The 21,805-nt window shown below is 26.4% G+C and carries 25 protein-coding genes; 14 read left to right on the plus strand and 11 right to left on the minus strand.

Translation table 4 applies throughout. The features are described 5' to 3' along the window. Nucleotides 1–31: 31 nt before the first annotated feature. Genes ACW95P_RS01420 through scpB form a run of 4 tightly spaced genes read left to right on the plus strand, consistent with a single transcriptional unit; the run spans nucleotide 32 to nucleotide 2,425 of the window. Nucleotides 32–340 carry a 4'-phosphopantetheinyl transferase superfamily protein gene (locus ACW95P_RS01420; protein ID WP_457961454.1) on the plus strand — a complete coding sequence of 103 codons (309 nt, stop codon included), beginning with the start codon at nucleotides 32–34 and terminating at the stop codon, nucleotides 338–340. Further along, on the plus strand, nucleotides 340–1,089 hold the full coding sequence (locus ACW95P_RS01425; protein WP_457961455.1) for a lysophospholipid acyltransferase family protein: 750 nt from the start codon (nucleotides 340–342) through the stop codon (nucleotides 1,087–1,089). The genes ACW95P_RS01420 and ACW95P_RS01425 overlap by 1 nt, the downstream gene beginning before the upstream one ends. 15 nt (nucleotides 1,090–1,104) lie before the next feature. Continuing rightward, the gene (locus ACW95P_RS01430) at nucleotides 1,105–1,836 is read left to right on the plus strand and encodes a segregation/condensation protein A (RefSeq protein WP_457961456.1); all 732 of its coding nucleotides are present in this window, start codon (nucleotides 1,105–1,107) and stop codon (nucleotides 1,834–1,836) included. Next, nucleotides 1,823–2,425: an SMC-Scp complex subunit ScpB gene (gene scpB, locus ACW95P_RS01435; protein ID WP_457961457.1), complete on the plus strand. Its 603-nt coding sequence runs from the start codon at nucleotides 1,823–1,825 to the stop codon at nucleotides 2,423–2,425. The genes ACW95P_RS01430 and scpB overlap by 14 nt, the downstream gene beginning before the upstream one ends. Here the strand turns inward: scpB and era are convergent. From era to ACW95P_RS01490, 11 genes are all read right to left on the minus strand, one after another. Continuing rightward, a complete protein-coding gene (era, locus tag ACW95P_RS01440) occupies nucleotides 2,422–3,297 on the minus strand; it encodes a GTPase Era (RefSeq protein ID WP_457961458.1) in 876 nt (291 codons plus the stop codon). The genes scpB and era overlap by 4 nt on opposite strands. Continuing rightward, a complete protein-coding gene (gene cdd, locus ACW95P_RS01445; RefSeq protein ID WP_457961459.1) occupies nucleotides 3,297–3,683 on the minus strand; it encodes a cytidine deaminase in 387 nt (128 codons plus the stop codon). The genes era and cdd overlap by 1 nt, the downstream gene beginning before the upstream one ends. A 14-nt stretch (nucleotides 3,684–3,697) precedes the next feature. Further along, nucleotides 3,698–4,186, minus strand: coding sequence for an rRNA maturation RNase YbeY (ybeY, locus tag ACW95P_RS01450; protein ID WP_457961460.1), 489 nt, complete (start codon nucleotides 4,184–4,186; stop codon nucleotides 3,698–3,700). Nucleotides 4,187–4,204: 18 nt separating this feature from the next. Next, a complete protein-coding gene (locus ACW95P_RS01455; RefSeq protein WP_457961461.1) occupies nucleotides 4,205–4,495 on the minus strand; it encodes a hypothetical protein in 291 nt (96 codons plus the stop codon). Nucleotides 4,496–4,565: 70 nt separating this feature from the next. Continuing rightward, a complete protein-coding gene (locus ACW95P_RS01460; RefSeq protein ID WP_457961462.1) occupies nucleotides 4,566–6,608 on the minus strand; it encodes an Mbov_0121 family peptidase domain-containing ABC transporter in 2,043 nt (680 codons plus the stop codon). A 53-nt stretch (nucleotides 6,609–6,661) separates the two neighbouring features. Further along, nucleotides 6,662–7,090 carry an iron-sulfur cluster assembly scaffold protein gene (locus ACW95P_RS01465; RefSeq protein ID WP_457961463.1) on the minus strand — a complete coding sequence of 143 codons (429 nt, stop codon included), beginning with the start codon at nucleotides 7,088–7,090 and terminating at the stop codon, nucleotides 6,662–6,664. After that, entirely contained in the window at nucleotides 7,077–8,228 is a 1,152-nt protein-coding gene (locus tag ACW95P_RS01470) for an aminotransferase class V-fold PLP-dependent enzyme (protein ID WP_457961464.1), read from the minus strand. The genes ACW95P_RS01465 and ACW95P_RS01470 overlap by 14 nt, the downstream gene beginning before the upstream one ends. A 1-nt stretch (nucleotide 8,229) precedes the next feature. After that, nucleotides 8,230–8,955, minus strand: coding sequence for a TlyA family RNA methyltransferase (locus ACW95P_RS01475; protein ID WP_457961465.1), 726 nt, complete (start codon nucleotides 8,953–8,955; stop codon nucleotides 8,230–8,232). 10 nt (nucleotides 8,956–8,965) lie between these two features. Next, entirely contained in the window at nucleotides 8,966–9,466 is a 501-nt protein-coding gene (locus ACW95P_RS01480) for a hypothetical protein (protein WP_457961466.1), read from the minus strand. Then, nucleotides 9,444–9,911 (minus strand): transcription antitermination factor NusB, encoded by a 468-nt coding sequence (locus tag ACW95P_RS01485; RefSeq protein WP_457961467.1) that lies wholly within the window; start codon nucleotides 9,909–9,911, stop codon nucleotides 9,444–9,446. The genes ACW95P_RS01480 and ACW95P_RS01485 overlap by 23 nt, the downstream gene beginning before the upstream one ends. Further along, nucleotides 9,886–10,767: a hypothetical protein gene (locus tag ACW95P_RS01490; RefSeq protein ID WP_457961468.1), complete on the minus strand. Its 882-nt coding sequence runs from the start codon at nucleotides 10,765–10,767 to the stop codon at nucleotides 9,886–9,888. The genes ACW95P_RS01485 and ACW95P_RS01490 overlap by 26 nt, the downstream gene beginning before the upstream one ends. A 223-nt stretch (nucleotides 10,768–10,990) precedes the next feature. Here ACW95P_RS01490 and ACW95P_RS01495 point away from each other — a divergent pair, with 223 nt between their 5' ends. The 10 genes from ACW95P_RS01495 (at nucleotide 10,991) to ACW95P_RS01540 (ending at nucleotide 21,574) form a co-directional block, all read left to right on the plus strand. Then, nucleotides 10,991–12,379, plus strand: a complete 1,389-nt coding sequence (locus ACW95P_RS01495) for an RNA polymerase sigma factor (RefSeq protein ID WP_457961469.1) — start codon at nucleotides 10,991–10,993, stop codon at nucleotides 12,377–12,379. Next, nucleotides 12,366–13,148: a Nif3-like dinuclear metal center hexameric protein gene (locus tag ACW95P_RS01500; protein ID WP_457961470.1), complete on the plus strand. Its 783-nt coding sequence runs from the start codon at nucleotides 12,366–12,368 to the stop codon at nucleotides 13,146–13,148. Before ACW95P_RS01495 ends, ACW95P_RS01500 begins: the two co-directional genes overlap by 14 nt. A 20-nt stretch (nucleotides 13,149–13,168) precedes the next feature. Next, nucleotides 13,169–13,999, plus strand: a complete 831-nt coding sequence (locus ACW95P_RS01505; RefSeq protein WP_457961471.1) for a deoxyribonuclease IV — start codon at nucleotides 13,169–13,171, stop codon at nucleotides 13,997–13,999. A gap of 1 nt (nucleotide 14,000) precedes the next feature. Continuing rightward, nucleotides 14,001–14,975 (plus strand): hypothetical protein, encoded by a 975-nt coding sequence (locus ACW95P_RS01510; RefSeq protein ID WP_457961472.1) that lies wholly within the window; start codon nucleotides 14,001–14,003, stop codon nucleotides 14,973–14,975. 164 nt (nucleotides 14,976–15,139) lie between these two features. Then, nucleotides 15,140–15,292 carry a 50S ribosomal protein L33 gene (rpmG, locus tag ACW95P_RS01515; protein WP_457961473.1) on the plus strand — a complete coding sequence of 51 codons (153 nt, stop codon included), beginning with the start codon at nucleotides 15,140–15,142 and terminating at the stop codon, nucleotides 15,290–15,292. Between the two features lie 19 nt (nucleotides 15,293–15,311). Continuing rightward, nucleotides 15,312–16,367, plus strand: a complete 1,056-nt coding sequence (locus ACW95P_RS01520; RefSeq protein WP_457961474.1) for an aminopeptidase P family protein — start codon at nucleotides 15,312–15,314, stop codon at nucleotides 16,365–16,367. A gap of 233 nt (nucleotides 16,368–16,600) precedes the next feature. Next, nucleotides 16,601–17,332, plus strand: a complete 732-nt coding sequence (locus ACW95P_RS01525) for a DUF2278 family protein (RefSeq protein ID WP_457961475.1) — start codon at nucleotides 16,601–16,603, stop codon at nucleotides 17,330–17,332. Between the two features lie 6 nt (nucleotides 17,333–17,338). Continuing rightward, entirely contained in the window at nucleotides 17,339–17,989 is a 651-nt protein-coding gene (locus ACW95P_RS01530) for a 6-phosphogluconolactonase (protein ID WP_457961476.1), read from the plus strand. Nucleotides 17,990–18,215: 226 nt separating this feature from the next. Then, the gene (gene ileS / locus ACW95P_RS01535; RefSeq protein WP_457961477.1) at nucleotides 18,216–20,885 is read left to right on the plus strand and encodes an isoleucine--tRNA ligase; all 2,670 of its coding nucleotides are present in this window, start codon (nucleotides 18,216–18,218) and stop codon (nucleotides 20,883–20,885) included. 11 nt (nucleotides 20,886–20,896) lie between these two features. Further along, nucleotides 20,897–21,574, plus strand: coding sequence for a signal peptidase II (locus ACW95P_RS01540; RefSeq protein ID WP_457961478.1), 678 nt, complete (start codon nucleotides 20,897–20,899; stop codon nucleotides 21,572–21,574). Nucleotides 21,575–21,805 lie beyond the last annotated feature (231 nt).

Genomic DNA, 21,805 nt, shown 5'->3' on the forward strand with positions numbered 1-21,805 from the left:
AAATTCCAATGTATTATAATTTAAAAACATTATGATAGGTGTTGATATCGCTTATATTCCTCGATTCAAAAATAAGTCGCTAAAATTTGTGCAACGCATTCTTTCGCCTTTAGAATATGAAGAATTTTTAACTAAGGATATTGCTGAAAAATCTTTATTTTTAGCTAAGTCTTGAAGTATTAAAGAAGCTCTTTTTAAAGCTGATAATAGCTTGTTAGAATTTAATAAAATTACTTTAATTAAAAAAGCTAATAATTACTATTTTCCAGGTTTTAAAATTTCAACATCAAAAGAAAATAATTATGTAATTGCATTTGTAATTAAAGAAGGAGCAATCTAGTGTTTTGATTAAAACTAAAAAAAATAATTTTATTACCAATCTGAGTCGTAAGAATTTTGAGTGTCTTGCGTTTTGCTAGAAAATATAAAAAAGAGCCAGCTAATTTTAACACTCAAATGCGAAATGATTATATGGTTAAAAAAGCTTATAAGTTTTTAAAACTTTATGGGATCAATGTTAAAGTGGAAGGCTATGAAAATTTACCTAAAAATGGCCCAGCACTAATTACTCCAAATCATCAATCTAATATGGATGCATTAGCAATGCTAGTTGCTTTAAAAAAACAAACTAGTGATAAAGAAGAAAAAAACAAAATTGGAACATTTATTGCTAAAATTGAATTAAGCAAAAAACGTTTACAAAGATCTTTTTTAAACATCATTGATACATTTTATATTGATCGCGAAAATATTCGTCAAGCAGTCAAAACACTTGATGAATTTGGAAAATATGTAAAAGAAAATAAAACTTATGGAGTGATTTTTCCGGAAGGAACAAGGACAAAAAACGGTGAAATTCAAGAATTTAAAGGCGGCGCTTTTAAAGTTGCTAAAAAAGAATATTTAAGTATCATTCCCACAACAATTCTTAATAGCTATGAATCTGATAATTTAAATAAACGATCAGATTTTAAAAAAACAATTACAGTAATTTTTCATAAACCAATAAAACCTAACATTTTCATTACTCAGAGTAATGAAGCTATTGCTAAGCGGGTTAAAGAAATCGTTGCTTCTAAGCTTAAGTAAGATTAGTTATTTATTATGAAAAATTTAGATATTAATATTGCAAATTTTACTGGTCCATTAGATCTTTTGTTAGCTTTAGTAAAAGAAAAAAAAATGAATATTTTCGAAGTTAATCTAATGGAAGTTGCTAATGAATATATTAGAATTATGCAAGAAGTAAAAAATTCTAATTTAGAATTAGCTTCAGATTATTTATTGATGACAGCAACGTTGCTACAAATCCAAGCTAAAATGTTGTTAGAAAGACCGGAAGAAGAAGTTATTAATCCTGAAAAAGAAATTTTGCTAAAGCAGCTTGCGGAATATCAAGAATTTAAGAAAGTAGCAGATTTTTTGAGAAAACAAGAAATTGAGCGTGAAAAGATTTTTATTAAAAAGGCTTCTAATTATGATGATTATCAATTAGAAATTGATAGAAATTTTATTAATAGTCATTCAACATTAGAAACTTTTTTAAAAATTATGCGGCAATTAATTGAAAAAATTAAGGTTAATAAATTACATACTATTAATGTTCAGTCTGTTAATATAACACCTGAAGAACAACGAAAATACATTTATGAATTATTCATAAATAAAGAGTTTTTAGATTTAAAAAGCATTGATAATTTACCAACAATAAGCCATTTTGTAATTACTTTAATTGCTCTTTTAGATATGGCTCGAAAAGAAGAAATTTTATTAACACAAGATTATCAATTTAGTGAAATAAAAATTTTGAAAGGGCCTAAATATGGACGAAATTAATGATTTAAAAACTAAACAAATTGTTGAGGCATTAATGTATCTTCAAGGTGAGGATGGAGTTACTCCGCAACAGATTAAAGATGTTCTAGAATTAGATGCAATTGCAAAAGCTAGAGAAATTTTAAAAAATTTTAAACAAGAATTTAATCAAACAAATCAGCGGGGAATTTACGTTGTTGAATTTAATCAAACTTATAAATTCGCAACTATTGAAGACGTTAAAGATAGTATTTCAAAGTTAGTAACAATTATTAAAAAACAGCGACTATCAAATGCCGCTGTTGAAACCGCTGGAATTATCGCTTACAAACAACCCATTACTAGAAGTCAAATTGCGGAAATTAGGGGTGTAAATTCTGATTCAATTGTAATTTCACTTTTAGCAAAAGGCATTATTGAAGAAGTTGGTGTAGCTTCCACTCCAGGTAATCCAATTTTATATGGTATTACTAATAAATTTTTTGATTACTTTCGTTTAAATTCATTAAAAGAATTGCCAAAATTATTTGAATTTGAAAATTTTACAAATGAAGAAAACATTGATGAAAATTTTGATATTTTTAGTTCACAAAGAGAAGATGAATTTTAATAACCCATTCGTTTAATTTGTTTTTCTTCATTAACTCAGCTTTTGTTAACTTTAACATTAGTAAATAAAATTACATGATGACCAAATTGTTGACTTAGTTTATAACGGGCATTTTGCCCGATTTTTTTTATTAATGCCCCATTTTTACCAATTACAATACCTTTTTGTGATTCGCGCGCTACATAAATAGTAGCATAAATTTTATACGGCTGATCTTCATGCTCTTCAAAGCTATCGATTACAACAGCTATGGAGTGTGGCATTTCATCTTGTAGTAATTTAATTGCACTTTCTCGAATTACTTCTTTTGCAATAAAAGAAATACTTTTATCAGTGACATATTCAGTATTATAAAAAGGTTCGCTTTCATAAGTGTGTTTTTTAATTTCAGCAATTAAATCATTAATTGTTGCTTTATATTTTGATGAAATTCCTAAAATAGTTTCAAAGCCATATGTTTTTAATAAAGCGGCCTTAGCATCTAATTTCTCGCGATTATCTTTTTCTAAATCTACTTTAGTAATAACTGCAATTTTGTTTTTAATATCTTGAATTTTGCCAATAATTAGCAGATCACCTTTACCAATTTCTTCATTAGCCGGACTTAAAAAAAGTACTAAATCAACATCTTTCAAACTCTCAAAAGATTGTTGATTTAAAACTTCTCCGATTTTATATTTAGCCTTATGAATTCCTGGTGTATCTATAAAAACGATCTGATAATCTTCTTCATTATAAATGCCGTTAATTTGATCTCTAGTTGTATGTGGTTTATTGCTAATGATTGATAAATCGTAATCTAAAATTTGATTTAGTAAAGTTGATTTCCCGACATTAGGTCTCCCAATTATTGAAACAAAACAAACTTTCATTATTCAATATCTTTCTTTCTAATTGGATATGGAACTAATTCCGAAAGTGTATTTACTCTAAATTCGCCACTATTTCTATACTGATAAATTTTACTATTTAACGGCATTAACTCAGTCATTACTTGGCGACAAGCAGCGCAAGGAGAAATGAAATCATTGCTTTTAGAAATGATATGGATTTCTTTAATTTCTCCAACTTTAAATCCATGGCTGACTGCTCCAAATAGCGCTGATCTTTCAGCGCATAAACCGGAAGGAAAAGCCGCATTTTCAACATTAACACCTTTTCATTCTTTGTTATTGCTGTCCACTAAAATTGCAGCCACAGGAAAGTTAGAATAAGGTGCATATGAATTTTTTAAAAGTTCGGTTAATTTTTGATACATTATTAAATCCTTTTTTAGTTTTCTCTTAAAACATTAATTTTTTTCATAATCTTATTAACATAATTGTTCATTTTTTTTTCATCTTCAGCCGTCTGATGATCCAAGCCATATAAATGCACAATTGCATGAGTAAATAAATAACAAAATTCTCGCTTAATTTTGTGATTATATGCTTTAGCTTGTTCTTTTACTTTCTGATAAGAAATAAAAATTTCACCAAAAGGATAAAAATCCATAAATTCAAATTTTCTTCAATCAGAAGGGAAAGCTAAAACATCTGTGCTGCGATCAATACTTTTATATTTTTTATAAATTTGTTGCATTTGATCATTATTAATTAATGTAAAATCAACTTCAATTGGTTTTTTTATTTTTAAAACTAATGTAGCTTCATCAACTATTTGCTTAAATATTGTTAAATATGGAAAATTATAATCGGTATTATTTAAAAAATTAAGTTTGTTTTTTGATTTAATCACTAATTGCTTACTTATTTTTTTCACGTTAGTAATTATATTTTATTATCATATTAATGCTTTAAAAAAATTAATTTTTTCATGATAAATTAGACCTAAAATTTTAGTTAAATTCTGATATTTTTTAGGAACTAGATTTTTTGCAACAAAAAAATCATAATATTCATTTGTTATTTGACGGTAATTATAAATTTTTACATCATCAAAATAATCATTTAGATCTAATTCCACTTGTTTAATTAATTCGGGATTTGTGGTTTTTAATCTAAATTTTCAAAAATTTTCATCACTATTGATTAAGTCGACTTTTTCAGTTTTATTAAAATTGAATTCCATTAAATAAATAACCCCTAAAATAACTAAGATAATAAAAATTAAAAATATTATAAATACTAAAAAGTTAAATTTATAAATTTTCAAAATTTATTACCTCTCCATTTTTAATAAATTTATTATTATGTGAAACTTCTACAAACATCGATTTATTTTGGAAGTCATTAATTGCTAATTTTAAATATTGAAAAGTTTCAAAATCAACATTGTCAAAAGCTTCGTCTAAAATCACTAAGTCATATTTTTCAGTTAGTAATTGTAAAGCTAAAATTATTTGTCTTTGCCCGGAAGAGAAATTTTGACTATTATTTTCAATTGGTACTCATAAATTTAAATTTTTTAGCAAAAGCTTTTTTACTAAATCATATTTTTCCAAATTAGTTTCTAATGTTTTTAATTTTTGCTCATTATTTTTTGTAATAAAACTTATTGGGGTTATTTCTGGTAAATATTCATCTGGGCTAATTATTATAATTTTTTTTCTAATTTCAGCAAAATTATAATTTTTAAGTGCTTTTCCATTTATAAAATATTTTTCAGAATTAACTTGTTTTTCTAAAGCCAAACATTTTAAAAAAGTTGATTTTCCTGAACCGTTAGCTCCTTTTAAAATTACATCTGAATTAATTTCAAAATTATCAATATTAAATATTGCTTTTGAATTATCGAAACTATAAGTAAAATTCTTAAACTTTATACTATTTATACTACTTGTAATATGATTTTTAATAGTAAAAATTTCTTTTTTAGACTGAAAAATGAATTCCAATTCATTATATTGTTTTTTAAAAATAGGATAATTTAAAAATAGTTGCAAAAAATTTTTAATTGGTTCTAAATAAAAATTAAAAAACGTCATAAAAATTAAAATATTACTCAATGAAATTTCGTTTCTGAATAGTAAATAAAATCCAACAAAGATAATTACTAAAGGTACAAATCCCATTAAAAAATTAGTCAAATTTTTTAAAAAGTTTTCTTTTAAACTAAGTTTATATTCAAAAAAGTTTTTATTATAAAAATTTTCATACATGATGCTTTCATAAAATTTTTTATTTTGTAAATTTTTTATTTTAGCAAGATTATTGATGTAGCTATAATTTGCTGAAAAAATATCTTTTTGATAAATTAAACTTGCATTGTATTGTTTATAAAGGTATTTTTGTTGAAAAAAACTAAAGATTGCAATCACAAATATAAATCCAGTTGCTACATAAAATAAAACTAGATTAATAATAGTTAACATCACCAAACTTATTATGACTAGTAAAAATTCGCCTATTAAACTAAAAATAAAATTTCCAATAAAAATGCTTACTGATTTAATGTTATTTATTTTTCTTAAATTATCTTTATAATCCATTTTTTCTAAATAATTAAGTTCAATATTAGCGAATGATTTTAAAAATTTTTTATAAATTACTTTTTCAATTTTGATAGTTATTTTTTTCAAATAGTAAGTTTTAAAAATTATATTTATTACTTTTAAAACTAAATTAATTGCAAAAATTAAAAATATTTTTAATAAAAGTAGTTCATTTGAATTTATTAAAACATAATTGAAAATTAATTTGATAAAAAAAGATCCTAGTAATAAAAATGCAACATCTAAAATTACAGTTATTAGAATCAAAATAGTTTCAAAATTTTTAAGATAGCCTAAAATATTTTTTCCCAAAAAATTATTTTGAGTTTTTATAGGTTGTAAGTTAAGTTTTTTTGAAAAAATGATAATTACGTTCTGAAAATATTTTTTCATTAATTCATGACTAATAGTTTCAAAACCACTAACTGGATCTAAAATATAAAATAAATTTTGGTCAATTTTAGTAATGATAATATAATGAAAAAAACCAGACTTATTTATTAATGCGGCAATAGGTTTATCTAGTTTTAATTGTTTCAAATTTTCCCAATTACCTTTTAATGAATTAGCTTCTAAATTGAACTGAGAAGCTAATTTTTCTAGATTATCGAGATTAATTCCAGTTTTAGTGTAATGTGATTGATGCTTTAAATCATTAATATTAATTCATTTTTTGAAAAAGTAATGGTAAAAAGCTTGAACTATCACCAAACCACATTCATTGATATCAGCTTGTGTTTTTATCTTCACATTTATATATAGCGTAAAATTAGCTAAAATATAAAAAAATAATTAAAAAATTCTTAATTTTCACTAAGAATCTTCTTTGTTGCTTTAATAATAATGCTTGCGCATTCCAAGCGATTTAAATGTGTTTTAACATTATTGAAAATAACTAAATTATTTAAATTAATTACATCTGTAGGCTTTTGATTAATTAAGTTTTCATAATTAATTAATATTTTTTCTACCTGATTAAGTGACTTATTTTTAATATTTTCTAAAAAGATATCTGTTGAGGCTAAAAATACTGCGCAACCATCACCGCTAAATTTAGCATCAATAATTTTATTATTCTCAATTTTTATTGCCAACTCTAAATTATCAACACAATTTTGACTATAAACATTAGTATTCTTTCATTGTTCTACTTGTCCTACACGATTAATGCCGCTTAAATAATGCTTCATAATTAAAGCACGTTTTTGATTATTATCATTAGATAAACTCAAGAAAATCACCGCCTTGCTTTAATGCATTAACTAAAATATCAATATCTGCTTTAGTATTGTAAATTGCTAATGAAACTCTTACATAACTATTTCTTTTAGTTACATGATCTATAAGCTTAGCGCAAAAAGTTCCGGCACGAACATAAATATCTTTATGACCTAAGTATGAAGCTACATCTTGTGAAGTGATGTTTTTAATGTTAAACATAGTTATTGAATCACCTCTTTGAGAAGCTATTTCAATATTTTTTACTGTTAACAATTGGTCATATAAATAATTAGCTAGTTCTTTTAGATACTGTTGAATCATTGGATAATCAATTGTTTTAATAAAATTTAAAGCTGATTCCATTTGTCAAATAGCAGCTACGTTAGGTGTTCCGGGTTCATAAGCAGCAATACCGTTTTTTTTCAATCATTCATACTCATTTTTAATTGCGCTAACTGATCCTCCACCAAAACGTGTTGGCTCCAATTTTTTCAACAAATTTTTTTTAACAACTAAAAAACCTAGTCCAGTAGGTCCGTATAATTTATTGGAGCTAAAAGCAATTACATCGCTGTTTTTTAAACTAACTTTTTCATAATAAACAGCTTGAGCTGCATCATTAACTACTAGGCAATGATTTTTTTGACATAACTGATTAATTTTTTTCATGTCAAAATTTTGATTAAAATTATTTGTTATTTGCGAAAGAGCGACAATCTTAGTTTTTGAGGTAATATCATTCACGATGTTTTCTGAATAAATAATTTTAACATCCGTTTTTTGGGCAACTTCAATTCAAGGAATAATGTTCGAGGAATGATTATAAGCGGAAATCAATATTTCATCATTAGGTTTTAAAAATTGTAACGCCATTTGAGCGAATAAATTCAATGATTCAGTAGTCCCTGAAGTGAAAATAACTTCTTGAGGTTGAGCATCAACGAATTCAGCAATCATCGCTCGAGTGTTTTCGATTCGTTGGTTAACTATAACACCTAGTTTAGAATCTGAAGTTCTAGGGCTGATGCAATAATTTGTATAATAATCCGTTCCCGCTTCAATCACGCTTAAAGGTTTCATTAATAAGGCAGCATTATCTAAATAAGTAACTTTTTTTAACATTGGAAAAAATTTACGATACTGTTGCATTTTAATTCCTTTCAAATAATGCTAAATATTCAATATTTTTTGATTTATTACCTTTAATTGGTGATTCAGTAATTGCAAGTAATTTAAATCTTAAGTCATTAGCTTGATTAACAACTCTGTCAATCAAAAATTGATGATATTGAATTTCAACAAAGCCCCCATCAGCTACATATTTGCTACTCGCTTCAAATTGAGGCTTAATTAAAACTAGCACTTGTTTATTTGAATCTAATATTTTATTCAAAACTTCAAAAACAGATTTTAAACCAATGAACGAAACATCACAAACAACTAAATCAAGAGATTCTGCAAAAAAATTTTTTTCAATATTTTTTAAATTAGTTTTTTCATAAACAACAACACTAGGATCAATTCTTAAACTATAATCAAGTTGATTAGTACCAACATCAAGGGCGTAAACTTTTTTAGCACCATTTTTAAGAGCAACTTGGGTGAATCCCCCCTTAGAAGCTCCGATATCTAAAACAATTTTATCTTTAAAATTTAATTCAAAAACTTCAATCGCTTTAATTAATTTAAAAGCCCCACGAGAAACTCACTTTTTTGTTTCTTTAATAATAATTTTGGCATCAAGCAAAACTTTTTGATTTGGCATCATAATGATTTCGTTATTCACCATTACTTTGCCACTACGAATTAGTTTTTCAGCAAAACTAATATCTCCAATTTCCTTAGCAACTAAATTTTTTAAAATATCTTTTTTCATCTACGTCAAATTATAATGCTACTTTTAAAATTTTAACAACATAATAATTGTAATTTGAAGTTATTTTTTTTAAATAATCACATAATTTGTAGTAGTATTCTCTTTTTTTGCGATTTTGTTCAAGTAAATTTTTTGGTTTATTTAAATCAATGTAAATATTTTCTTTTTTATATTTTTTATCATATTTTAAACGAGCTAATTGCCAGCAATAGTATAAAAATGTTGCTAAATCTTTAAGAAACTTTTCATCCTTTAATTTATCATTTGTTGTAAATGTAAATAAACTATTTAATGAATCTAAAAATCCTTCTTTATTTTTACAATTAATTAAATTAGCCTCAAATTTTGTGATTCGATTTTCACTAATATTAATTTCAAAAATTTTAGCAATTTTAAAAATTAAAAAACGGTGCTTTTTAATTGGGAAAGTGGATTTATAATCATTTCATAGGTTTAATTTTTTTAATTTTTTTTTAATTAAAAATGTTTTATGATTGTTGAACTTTAGCATATATCTTACTCAATCTATCTAAAATAAAATTTACAGTTTTGTAATCAGCTTCAACCTCTGGAAGTGTGTATTCCTTTGTGATGTCAACCATTTCATTGATTGTTAATGCTGGAGAAGTAATTAATAATTCAAGTGAACCTAATAAAAGTACCGCTCTAATAAAAGGGCTTAAACGAGCTCATTTCCAACCATTTGATAAACTATTTTCAATATTTTTTTTAAAAAAATCATAATTTTGTTTTACCATCTCAATTTTTTTAATTTCACCTTTTTTTAGTTCAAAATCATCTAAAATTTTTTGCAAATTAATTGCTTCTTTTTGGACTTCAAACATATAAATTATAGCAATGATTTTTTCCAAACTTGATCGCCTAGTACTAATTGAATCTGCTGAATATTTTTTTTCCTTTTCCATTTCTTTAATAGCTCGACTTTCTAATTCCACTATATTTATTATTAAGCTTTATAATTACTGGTACTGCAAATGACAAGATAAAAACATAAACCGGAATTGCGAATAATGATTTAAAAATTGCTGGAATTAAATAGTAAATGTAATAATCTTCTATTTCACGAGTGGGTCTTGTTCCGCGTTTCCCTAATCTTAAAAATCGATTTCAATAATCAATGAATGCAATTGGTTTTCAAATTCACCGATTCATTACAAAAATAAACACAATTAAGGCAAAAACTAGAGCAATTAGTAACATGCTTTTTTTGTTTTTGAATCAACCAAAATAAAATGTTACACCAACAAAGATAAAACTAAAAGCTAAAAAAGTTGATGTAATTACTAAAACTGTCATTGCACTAATTTCTTTGTATGTATTATTTTTAAAAACAATTAAATCAGAATAGGAAATTACATAAGCAAAAAAACCATAAAAAATAGTTGCAGTTACATAAACTAAAATAATTGGAATATAAGGTGTAATTTTAAAATTACCATTATACAAATAAAAAATGAATCAACTAATCAAAACAACTAATGGCGGTACAATTGCATATTGCCACATTCAAACATAAATTCTACCAAACATTAATAGAGTAAATGTATCACCTAATATTGCGAGGATCACACCTTTAACAGGCCCTAAAACCAAACCAAACAAAATACTAAACATAATTTCAAATGTAAATTCTAGACGTCCTGTTAAAGTTGTCTTAGCGATAAAATTGACCACTAAAAACATTGCAAATAGCAACCCAGCAATTGTTAAATCATAAATCCCGAATCTTCAAATTCTAGTTGTGTTGACAAAAAGTTTGCCTAATCGTCCACTATCTTTTTGTTTTTCCATATCTTACCTCTCTTTTTTTATTTGTTTTGATTTTTTTATAATTTTGATAAAATTTTTAACTACTATATGATATTTTAATATAACTTTAATTTTTATTAAAGATTAAAAAACAAAATAAAAATTTGATTTTATAAATTTAACAAAATGTATAGACATTTTAAACTATATTGTTTCTAAAAATAAAAATTTTTTGTTTTTAGAAAAATTTTTAGGAGTTTTGTAAATGGTAAAAGCTGGCAAAGACAAAGAAATTAAAGAATCAAAAAAAACTGTTGGCAAAACAGCTAAAAACACCACAAAAGAAACAACTACTTCAAATGGTAAATTTGCCACAATTATAGAAGTTTTAAGAAAAGAAAAAAACAAGAAAAATAAAAAACAAAAATTTTTACAACAAGAAGATGTTTACCAATTTCTTAATAAGAAAAAATTTTTCGTAGATGAATCTGAAGCTGATGAATTTTTTGCTGAATTAGTTAAAGAAAAAATTATTAGTACTGAAACAGATCTTGATGACAATTTAGATGCTAGTGAAAAAGATTTTGAAGTTGAACTAGGGTTTAATTTTGATGATATCGACCCTGACATTGATGCTGATATTGACATCGATGATGAAGAATTTCACAACGATGAATTGTATTTAAAAGACTATGATGACGATGAAGTTTCATTATCTTATGAAAAAGTTAATAGCGCCAAAAATTACAATAATCAACTAAAAAATAAACTAAGTGAAACCAATGACATTGTTAAATGGTATATGCGTTGAATTGGTAAATATGGAAAGTTGTTAACTTCAGAAGAGGAAAAAGAATTGGCTTATCAAATGTCACTCGGGGGACGTAAAGGTAAGAAAGCTCGAGAAACACTAATTAAACGTAATTTAAGACTTGTTATTAATAACGCTAAAAAATATAAAAATCGTGGGCTTTCATTTATTGATTTAATTTCTGAAGGTAATGCAGGAATTTTGAAAGCTGTTTCCAAATATGATCATACTAAGGGATTTAAATTTTCAACTTATGCAACGTGATGAATTAGACAAGCAATAACAAGAGCTGTTGCTGATCAAGCTCGTACCATTCGTGTCCCGGTTCATATGGTAGAGACAATTAATAAAATTACTAAAATTGAACGCGAACTGCAACAAGAATTAGGTATGGCACCAACTGATGAACAAATCGCTGAACAAATTGGTGGTGATTTTACAGTTGAAAAAGTTCAACAAATTCGTAAAATTAATGTCGATCCAATTTCACTTGATAAGACAACCGGAAAAGAACAAGACTCATCATTTTCTGATTTTATTAAAGATGAGTCTGTAATTTCGCCAGTTGATTTTGCTGTACGAGATGAATTATCAAAAGTTTTAAATGAAGTTTTAGAAAATTATTTAGATGAAGACGAAAGGCGTTTAATTAAAAAACGTTATGGCATTGGTTATAATGAAAATGGTGATCGTTATAAGGTTCATTCATTAGATCAATTAGCTCGTGAAAAAGGCGTTACTAAAGAAAGAATTCGGCAAATTGAAGCTAAGATTTTGAAAAAATTAAAACACCCACAAAAAAAACGTAAATTGAAAGATTTTATTCAAAATGACTATTTTTAGTTTTTTAAATCAAAAATATCCACAAGAAAAATCTGCAGAATGAGATCCTGTAGGTTTTTCTTTTTATTTTCAAGAAAATGTTAAAAATGTTTTGATAGCTTTAGATGTTACTATTGAAGTTGTTGAATTTGCTATTCAAAATAAAATTGACACCATTATCACTCATCACCCATTTAAATTTTATTCAACTTGAAAAGAAGAATACCAAAAAGCACCTTACAAGCAGAAAATTATAAAGCTAGTTAAGCAACATCAAATCAATATTTTTACTATTCATACAAATTTTGATGGTAGTAATTTTGCAACTGCAAGAGCAATTGCTAAGGTTTTAAAAATTAATGCAAATGCTAAAAAAAATATAATTGATGATTACAATCTAATTTTTGAATCATCTATAAAATTAGAAAATATTATTAAAAATCTAGCAAAATTTGGATTAAAAAATTACAGTTCTAATTTTAATATTGCAGACATATTAGAATTTACCACAAATAAAATTGCTATCTTGCCTGGATCAGGAGGTATTGAAGCTATAGTTAAAGCTCAAAAAATGAGCGCTAATTTAATTATTACTTCAGATCTAAAATGAAGCGATTGATTAACGATTAAGCATTTTAAAAAGCATATTGTAATTTTAGAAATAGCACATTTAATTGAAAGTGTTTTTTGTCAGACAATCGCTAAGCAATTGAAAACAAAATTTCCTTTTACTAAATTTTTTATTTTTGAAGATAAAGAGATCAAAAAAAACTATAATTATAATAATTAAAAAAGTTTTTAAGGAGTTTTATGATCAAACTTGGAAGTCATGTTTCATTCAAAAAACCAGATTATTTATATGGAGCAATTGCTGATTCAGTTGCTAATGGTGCTAATTGTGCCATGATTTATCTTGGAGCACCACAAACATCGCGCCGCGCAAGTGTTGAAGATTACAAATTATTTGAATATATTCGGGATTTAAAAGACAAAATCGCCCCAGAAGATATTATTGTTCACGCTCCATACATTACCAATCCAGCTTCTGAAACAAAAGCTGATTTTGCAAATGAATTTTTAATAAAAGAAATTGAAAGAATGAATTATATTGGAGCTAAATATTTAGTGCTGCATCCAGGTTCTTATACAACCCTCACTACCGAAAGTGCACTAAAACAATTATCTAAAAGTTTAAAATACATTTTAGATAACACTGAAAATGTTGTTATCGCTCTAGAAACAATGGCTGGCAAAGGAACAGAAGTAGGGATTACTTATGAACAATTAATTACTATAATTGATGAAGTAAATTCTGAGCGCTTAGGCGTTTGCTTGGATACCTGTCATGTATGAGATGCTGGGTATAATTTACATGAGTATGATCAATTTATCAAGCAATTGAAAGATTCACAAATTTTGAATCATTTAAAAGTAATTCATTTAAATGATTCAAAAAATGGCTTAGGTTCTAAAAAAGATCGTCACGAAAACATTGGTAAAGGGTTTATTGGTAAAGAGGTATTACAAAAAATCGTTCATGATCCTACTTTTGATAATATTCCCATTATTTTAGAAACTCCTTGAATTGATAACAAGCCCATTTATAAAGAGGAAATCGCAATGCTTTTAAAAAAGGATTAGCATGAAACTTAAATTAAAATATTTTTTTTACTCATTGATTAGTTTGATTCCGTTTAGTATTGTTGCTTGTAGTCAAACGAGTGATTTAATTTCAGAAAATGTAGCAATTAAGCAAAGCCCCTTTGATCTAAATGGTTATACAATCAATAAAGTGGAGGAGACTAAAGTTAAGTTTGATTTTTCTTTAATTGTTAAAACATCAAATGATCCTTGAAATCTAATTTTATTAGATAATTTAAAAGATAAAGAGTTTTTCCTTGAGTTTTTAGAAATGGATTTAAATGCACCTGAAGATACTAATTGAGAAAATGCTATTCAAAAGCAAAATATTCAGACACAAAAATTTAAAATAACTAGCGAAAATATTTCTGGTAATAATTCAAAATTTATTTTGCTTAAAAATTTAGAATTTCCAATTAAACCAAACAAAAAGTATCAAATTTTATACTTGATTTCATTAAAAAATAACGAAAAATATATTTACCCACTTTATCCTATTAAAAATTTAAATGATAATAATTCACCTAAAAAGCCTTATATTTTTTTAACAACGGATAATTTAAGTTTTAAAAACTTAAAAACTCAAATAAATAATTTAGTTTCAAAAAAACAACAATTAAATTTTGAAATTGAAGTCACTAAAAATAATTCTGATACTTTGAAAAAACAGCCAAATGAGTCTGAAGAAATTAAAAACTATTTATATTTGAAAATAAAAAAAACTAACAAAAAAACACAAGAAAAAACAATTTCTTATTATCAAAGCTCTAACTATTTTAGTTCTAATTTTGAAATGGAAAATTATAATTGAGTTTTTACATTTAGATTCGATGCTTTAACATTCAAGGAGAATCAAAACATTAAAAAATTAACTGAAAATAATTTTGAAATTGGTGATGAAATTATTGAAATTTCAGAAGAAAATATTCTTGTAAAATATGGTAATAAAAGTTATTTTAAATCAATAAATAATTAAATATTAAATTTTGTAAACATATTTTCAATACCTCAGTCAATGCTAAATTAAATAATTTTGATATAAAAATTTAGTTAAAGTATGTTAAAATTTAAAAACTTTTATTTATTTATATTTATTCATCAACTATTACTAGTTAAAACTAGTCAAAATTTGGAGGAAAAATGCCAAGAGAAGGTATTACATTAAGATGTGAAGAATGTAAAATGGAAAATTACATTACTAAAAAAAATAAAAAAACTCATACAGAAAAATTAGAAGTTTCAAAACATTGTCATAAATGCAACGCCCATACAACTCATAAAGAGAAAAAATAACAATTTGAAAGCAGTTCAAATGGATACAAAATACTTAGATTTAACTTTTAAAGAAAATAAATTAGATGCTATTGTAACTTCTAGTCCACAAACTCGTTTGTGATATTCAGGAGTTGAAAGCTCTGATGGTTGAATCGTGATTGAAAAAGATAAAGCTTATTTATTTGTTGACTCACGTTATATTGAATATGCTAGAGCTAAAGCTCGTAATGTCGAAGTTTTATTGTTGAGCGAAACGCCATTAAAGCATTTTTTAGCTGATAAAAATTACAAAACAATTGGAATTGAAGGTGACTATGAAGTTTTTAATAGTGTTAAAAACATTGAAACAATGAGTCCAAATTCAAAAATTGTTAGTATTAGTGCCCAAAAACTACGTTTGATAAAAACGCCAGAAGAGATTGCTAAATTACAAAAAGCAATCGATATTTCATTAGCGGCTTATGATGATTTAGTTAAAACAATTCAACCAGGGCAAACTGAACGTGAAATCGATCATAAGCTAAATTATCTAATGAAACAAAAAGGTTCAGGTAAGGAATGCTTTAGCTCCATTGTTGCGGCAGCACATAATTCATCGAAACCACACCATCATCCAACTGATGAAACTGTTAAACAAGGTGAATTGCTAAAAATTGATTTTGGTGCAACTTACGAAGGTTTTGGTGCAGATATTACAAGAACTTTTATTGTAGGCGGTAAAGCAAATAACCCGGAAGCTGAAAAAATTTATCAAATCGTTGAAGAAGCAGCGCGCCGTGGCCGTCAGGCTGTAAAACCCGGTGTTACAACTGGAGAAATTGATAAAGTATGTCGTGATTACATCCAAGCTCAAGGATATGGTGATAAATTTTTACACTCAACTGGCCATGGCCTAGGAATTGATGTTCATGAACTACCGAATGTTTCTTATAATAACCCCGCTGTTTTAGAACCAGGAATGGTAATTACTGTTGAACCAGGAATTTACATCGAAGGTTTAGGTGGTGTAAGAATTGAAGATGATGTTTTAGTTACAGAAACTGGTTCAATTACTTTATCACGTAAAAATGAAGTTAATGGAATTCAACAATAATAGAATTTAATAGCTGCTTTTTTAAGTAGTATCATTTATTAAGATATAAAGTATAAAAGCACATTGTATAAAATTAAAATTATATTCATTTAACTTGTTTATAGGTTAAATGATTATTTTTTTTATTTTAGGTTTTTGCTTATCCTTACTAAGGAAGTCTTTTTATCTTTGTTTTTGTAAAAATTAATATAAAATTTTTACATTGAAAAAGTAAAACACTAAAGGAGTAATATATGAATTTTTTAGAAAAATGATTCCAAAAAGTTTTTGGAAAAACACAAACCACAACAAACCCAACTGTATCAACAAACTTTCCAGAAGGTTATGCAGTAATTAAAGGAGATTTTGTCGAAAATTTTTCACAAACAATGCAACGGAAATTAAGTTCAAAATCTAAACACCCACATTTTAACTTTAATATTAATGTTGGAGATACCCCGTTCCAAATTAATGTTAATGTTCGTTCTCGTGACCCTCAAGCACCAGATTTGATGGTTTTTTATACTGAAAATTTTAATGAAGATATTATAAATAAAGCACCTTTTTTGAAAATGTATGAAGCTTCACCCGGAGTTTATAGCGATGTAGATGCAACTACAAAACTTGATTATTTAAGAGATAATTTATTTGATTTAAAACAACTACACATTTTAAGAGATGGTGTTAATCCTAATGAACAAGTTTTAGTTGATACATTAAACAAATATTTAACAGAAGCTAAAAGTGCAAAATACCACGTTGTTGTTTGAGGTTTTTTGTATGACAATAAAATGCGAAGTGGCGATGTTTATGGAATGCATGATGTTCATATGAATCAAGGTAGTGTCAATGGTAGTGAAAATTTCGTTGGTAAAGACGGCGCTTTAATGTTTTGTAATGAACAAGGTGTCCAATTTTTAATCTTTTTAGTATTTTCAAGTCAATGCTTAAAAACTAACGATCAAACTGGAGAATGTGCCAAATAAAACATTATGGCAGATTTGAAAATTAAAATCTTAGCTTCAAAAGAAAAAATGGCAAAAATCATTGCCAAAGAAATAGGTAAAAAAATCTTACATAATTCCAAAGTTAATATTGGTTTGGCCACTGATAAACCATTATTGCCATTTTATAAAACATTGCACAAAGTTTTAGCCAAACCTCAATTAAACTTAACTGAGGTTGAATTTTTTTTAACAAGTCGGTTTGAAATTAAAAATGATGCTTTAATTCAAGAAACATGAATCAACAATATTTTTCAAAATCAAACAATAACATCATCGCAAATTAATTTGCCTAATCCTCATAATTACGATGATTTAATTAAATTAGCAGGTGGTTTAGATTTACTTGTTTTATATTTAGGAACAAATGGGGAAATTGCTTTTAATTTCCCAAATGGTAAGCAAGATTCGGTCACACACAAAATTAAAATTAAAGATGAGAAAAACTTAACGCTGATTACAATGGGGTTGCAAACTATTATGGAAGCAAAAAATATTTTGCTTGTTGTTTCGGGTCAAGATAAAACTCAAGTTTTTCGAAAAGTAATTAAAACAAAAACTTTTTTACCAGAAATTCCCGCTTCTATATTAAAACAACATACTAATTTATTTGTTTTAATTGATGAAGAGGCATTTTAGTGCTAACATAAGTGCCAATTTTAAAAAAAATGTTATAATTCTTCTATATTTTTAAATTTATTATTTTATAAAGGATATTTTATGTTAAATAATTTTTGAAATAAATCATTAATTATCATTATATAAAATACACTATCAACATTTATATAAATGTTTCAAGATAGTGTCCTTTTGGCATCTTGAAACATTTTTTTTATCAAAAATTTATTTTTGTAACAGGAGCAAAATGATCATGCATAATAGTCAAAAAAAAGATTATAAAACAACCTTAAATATGCCACAAACACCATTTTCAATGAAAGCAGAATTAGTATCTAAAGAAGCGGCGTATCGTCAAAAGTGGCTACATGAAAAACTATATCAAAAAGTTCTAAATAAAAATCGTCGCAATAATACTTATATCTTGCATGATGGACCTCCTTATGCTAATGGTTCAATTCACATGGGACATGCACTGAATAAAATTTTAAAAGATATCATTGTGCGGTATAAATCAATGGAAGGTTTTTATTCACCTTTTGTAGCTGGATGAGACACGCATGGATTACCAATTGAAAATAAAATGCTTGAAGAAATGAATTGAAATCACAAAGATATTGATGTTGTGGCTTTACGTAAGGCAGCAGCAAAATATGCAACTGAACAAATTCAAAATCAGAAAGAACAAATAAAAACATTACAATTGCTAAGTGATTTAGAAGACATCTACATTACTATGGACCCTAAATTTGAAGCAGCACAGCTAACACTTTTTAAAAAAATGGCATTAGATGGCATTGTTTATAAAGGGTTAAAACCTGTTTATTGATCACCTTCATCACAATCAGCTTTAGCTGAAGCGGAAGTTGAATATGCTGAACACCGTTCACCTTCTATTATTGTTGCTTTAGATGTTTTGCAACCAAGCACCGCATTGCAAAAAGGTGATAAATTATTAATTTGAACTACAACACCTTGAACATTGATTGCCAACTCAGGGGTTGCAGTTGGAGCTGAATTTGAATATGTAAGAGTACAAGTAGGTCAAAACTTTTATATAGTTGCTAAAAAATTACTTGAAGAAGTAGCGCAAAAAGCAAAATGAGAGTCATACACCATTTTAACTGAATTTTTAGGGAAAGATTTAGTAGGTACAATTTACCAAAGACCAATAAAACGCGATTTAGAAGCTCCAGTTGTATTAGGACACCATGTTACACTAGATTCAGGAACTGGACTAGTTCATATGGCGCCGTTATTTGGTGAAGATGACTTTATAATTGGAAAACGTGAGCATTTAGACATGATTATGCACGTCGATGATGATGGAACATTATTACCAGAAGCTGATCAATTTCAAGGCTTATTTTATGCCGATGCCAATAAAAATATTGGACAATTTTTAGAAGCAAAGCATGCACTTATAGCATTTGAATTTATCAAGCACTCATACCCTCATGACTGAAGAACTCATAAACCAATTATTTTTAGAGGTACACCGCAGTGATTTGTATCAATCGAAAATATTAAAAAAGATATTGTTGCTGAAATTGAAAATGTTAAGTTTTATGCAGAATGACCAAAAAAACGGCTAAAAACAATGATTGAGAATCGTGATGATTGGACTATTTCCCGTCAAAGAACTTGAGGAGTTCCGATTCCGGTATTTTATGATGAAAATAAAAAACCAATTATGGATGCTGAAATTTTTGATTATGTAATTGATTTAGTTTCGCAGTACGGAACTGACATTTGATTTGAAAAAACAGTTGATGAACTATTACCTGAGAAATATCGTGGTCGCAATTGAACTAAGGAAAATAATATTATGGATGTTTGATTTGATTCAGGCTCAACATCAATTGCGGTTGAGCCAGATAATTTTCAAGCTCCATTTGACTTATATTTAGAAGGTTCCGACCAATATCGAGGATGATTTAACTCTTCATTAATTAATAGTGTTGCTTTCCGTGGTAAAAGCCCTTATAAACAATTAGTATCACATGGATTTGTAGTTGATGAAAAAGGCCGTAAAATGTCTAAATCATTAGGAAATGGTGTTGCACCACTAGAGGTAATTAACAAATATGGAGCGGATGTACTTCGTTTATGAGTTGCTAATAGCGAATATACAAATGATGTTTCAATTTCTGAAAACATTTTAAAACAAAATGTGGAAATTTACCGAAAATTAAGAAATACAATGCGCTTTTTATTAGGTAATTTAAATCAATACCATCATAATCCAGCAACTCAATTAGATGGGATTAATTTATTAATTGATGAAAAAATTAAAAAAGTTCAAAACAAAGTAGTGGAGCATTTTGCTAATTTCAGATTTTTAAATGCAATTAAAGAATTAAATAACTTTATTATTGATATTTCGAGTTATTACCTTTCAATTACAAAAGATGTTTTATATGCTGATGCCGCTAATTCATCCGAGCGTCAACAAGTGTTATACAATTTTTATAATTTATTAAATTTATTACTTATATCACTAGCGCCAATTATGCCAACTACAACCGAAGAAGCTTATAGTTACTTTGACAAAACTGCTAAGTTAGAGTCAGTTCATTTAGAAGACTTTTTAACAAAAGTGAAAATTACCACTGATGAAGAAACGAAATGAGCACCATTTTTTGAATTAAAAGATAAAGTTTATCGATTAATTGAGCAAAAAATTGCTGAAGGCATTATTAAGAGAAGTAATGAAGCTCATGTAACAATTAATACCGATAATGAGTTTATTAAATCTTTAAATCTTCCATATTTATTAATGGTTGGAAAAGTTTCGTTTGGTAATGAGGATAAAGTTGAAACTTTTGATTCTGCAAAATGTGAACGTTGCTGAAACCACTTCGAAATTGCAGAAATGCAAAATAATTTATGCTCAAGATGCAATAGTGTTATATAATAAACATACAAATGACAAAAAAATTATTTTCAAAATATTTAACAAATCATATAGTTTCCAAAAAACGCATTATTTCTAATGCTGTTTTTTTATTAGTTTTTTTAATTATTTTTACATTAATTGACCAGCTAACAAAATTTTTAATTTTTACCGATGAACAATATCATTTAAGTTTTTTTAGTAACCCAGATTGAGTTGAAAATTTAGGTTTTATTGGATTGCGCCCTTTATTACACCACGGTGTAACTTCAAAAGTGCACGATACTTTTGGTGGCTTTTGAATTGTGCATCTTTTTACAGCTTTGCTACTATTGTTTATGTTCATTTCAATCTTTTTTTCAAAAAGCAAAACAGTTTTATTTTTTATAGCTGTAATTTCAGCTGGAAATTTAGGTAACATGATTGACCGAATTATTTATCATAATAGTGTACGTGATTTATTTTTCTTACCTTGACATGATAATGGAACTTTTAACTTAGCTGATATTTTTCTAATTGGTGGAGGAATTGCCATTCCCATTTCTTATATTTTAGTACAAATTATTACTTATTTTAAAAATGCTAGAAAAACTAAACAAGCAACTAAACTATTGCAAGATCCGGAAACTATTTACTCAGAAAACTCACATTTAAAAGAAATCGATGATAGCGACGGAAATCAAACTAATAAACCCTCAAAAAATAGTTAAATTCAATTTTGTAGTTTAGTTCAATTAAATAACTTATTAAAAACATATTATTTTAATGCTTGCTGAATTTTCAGTAAGCTTTTTAATGAAAATGCTATAATTTTTAAATATTTTTCATTTTTCTCTCTCTACTAATTTTCTAGCAAAAAAAAAAAAAAAAGTCATGAATTTTCAAATAATTTATTAAATAGTAATAAAATTTATATATATGAACCCATTGTCTAACTCTAA

The sequence above is a fragment of the Mycoplasma pogonae genome (genome assembly GCF_054170725.1).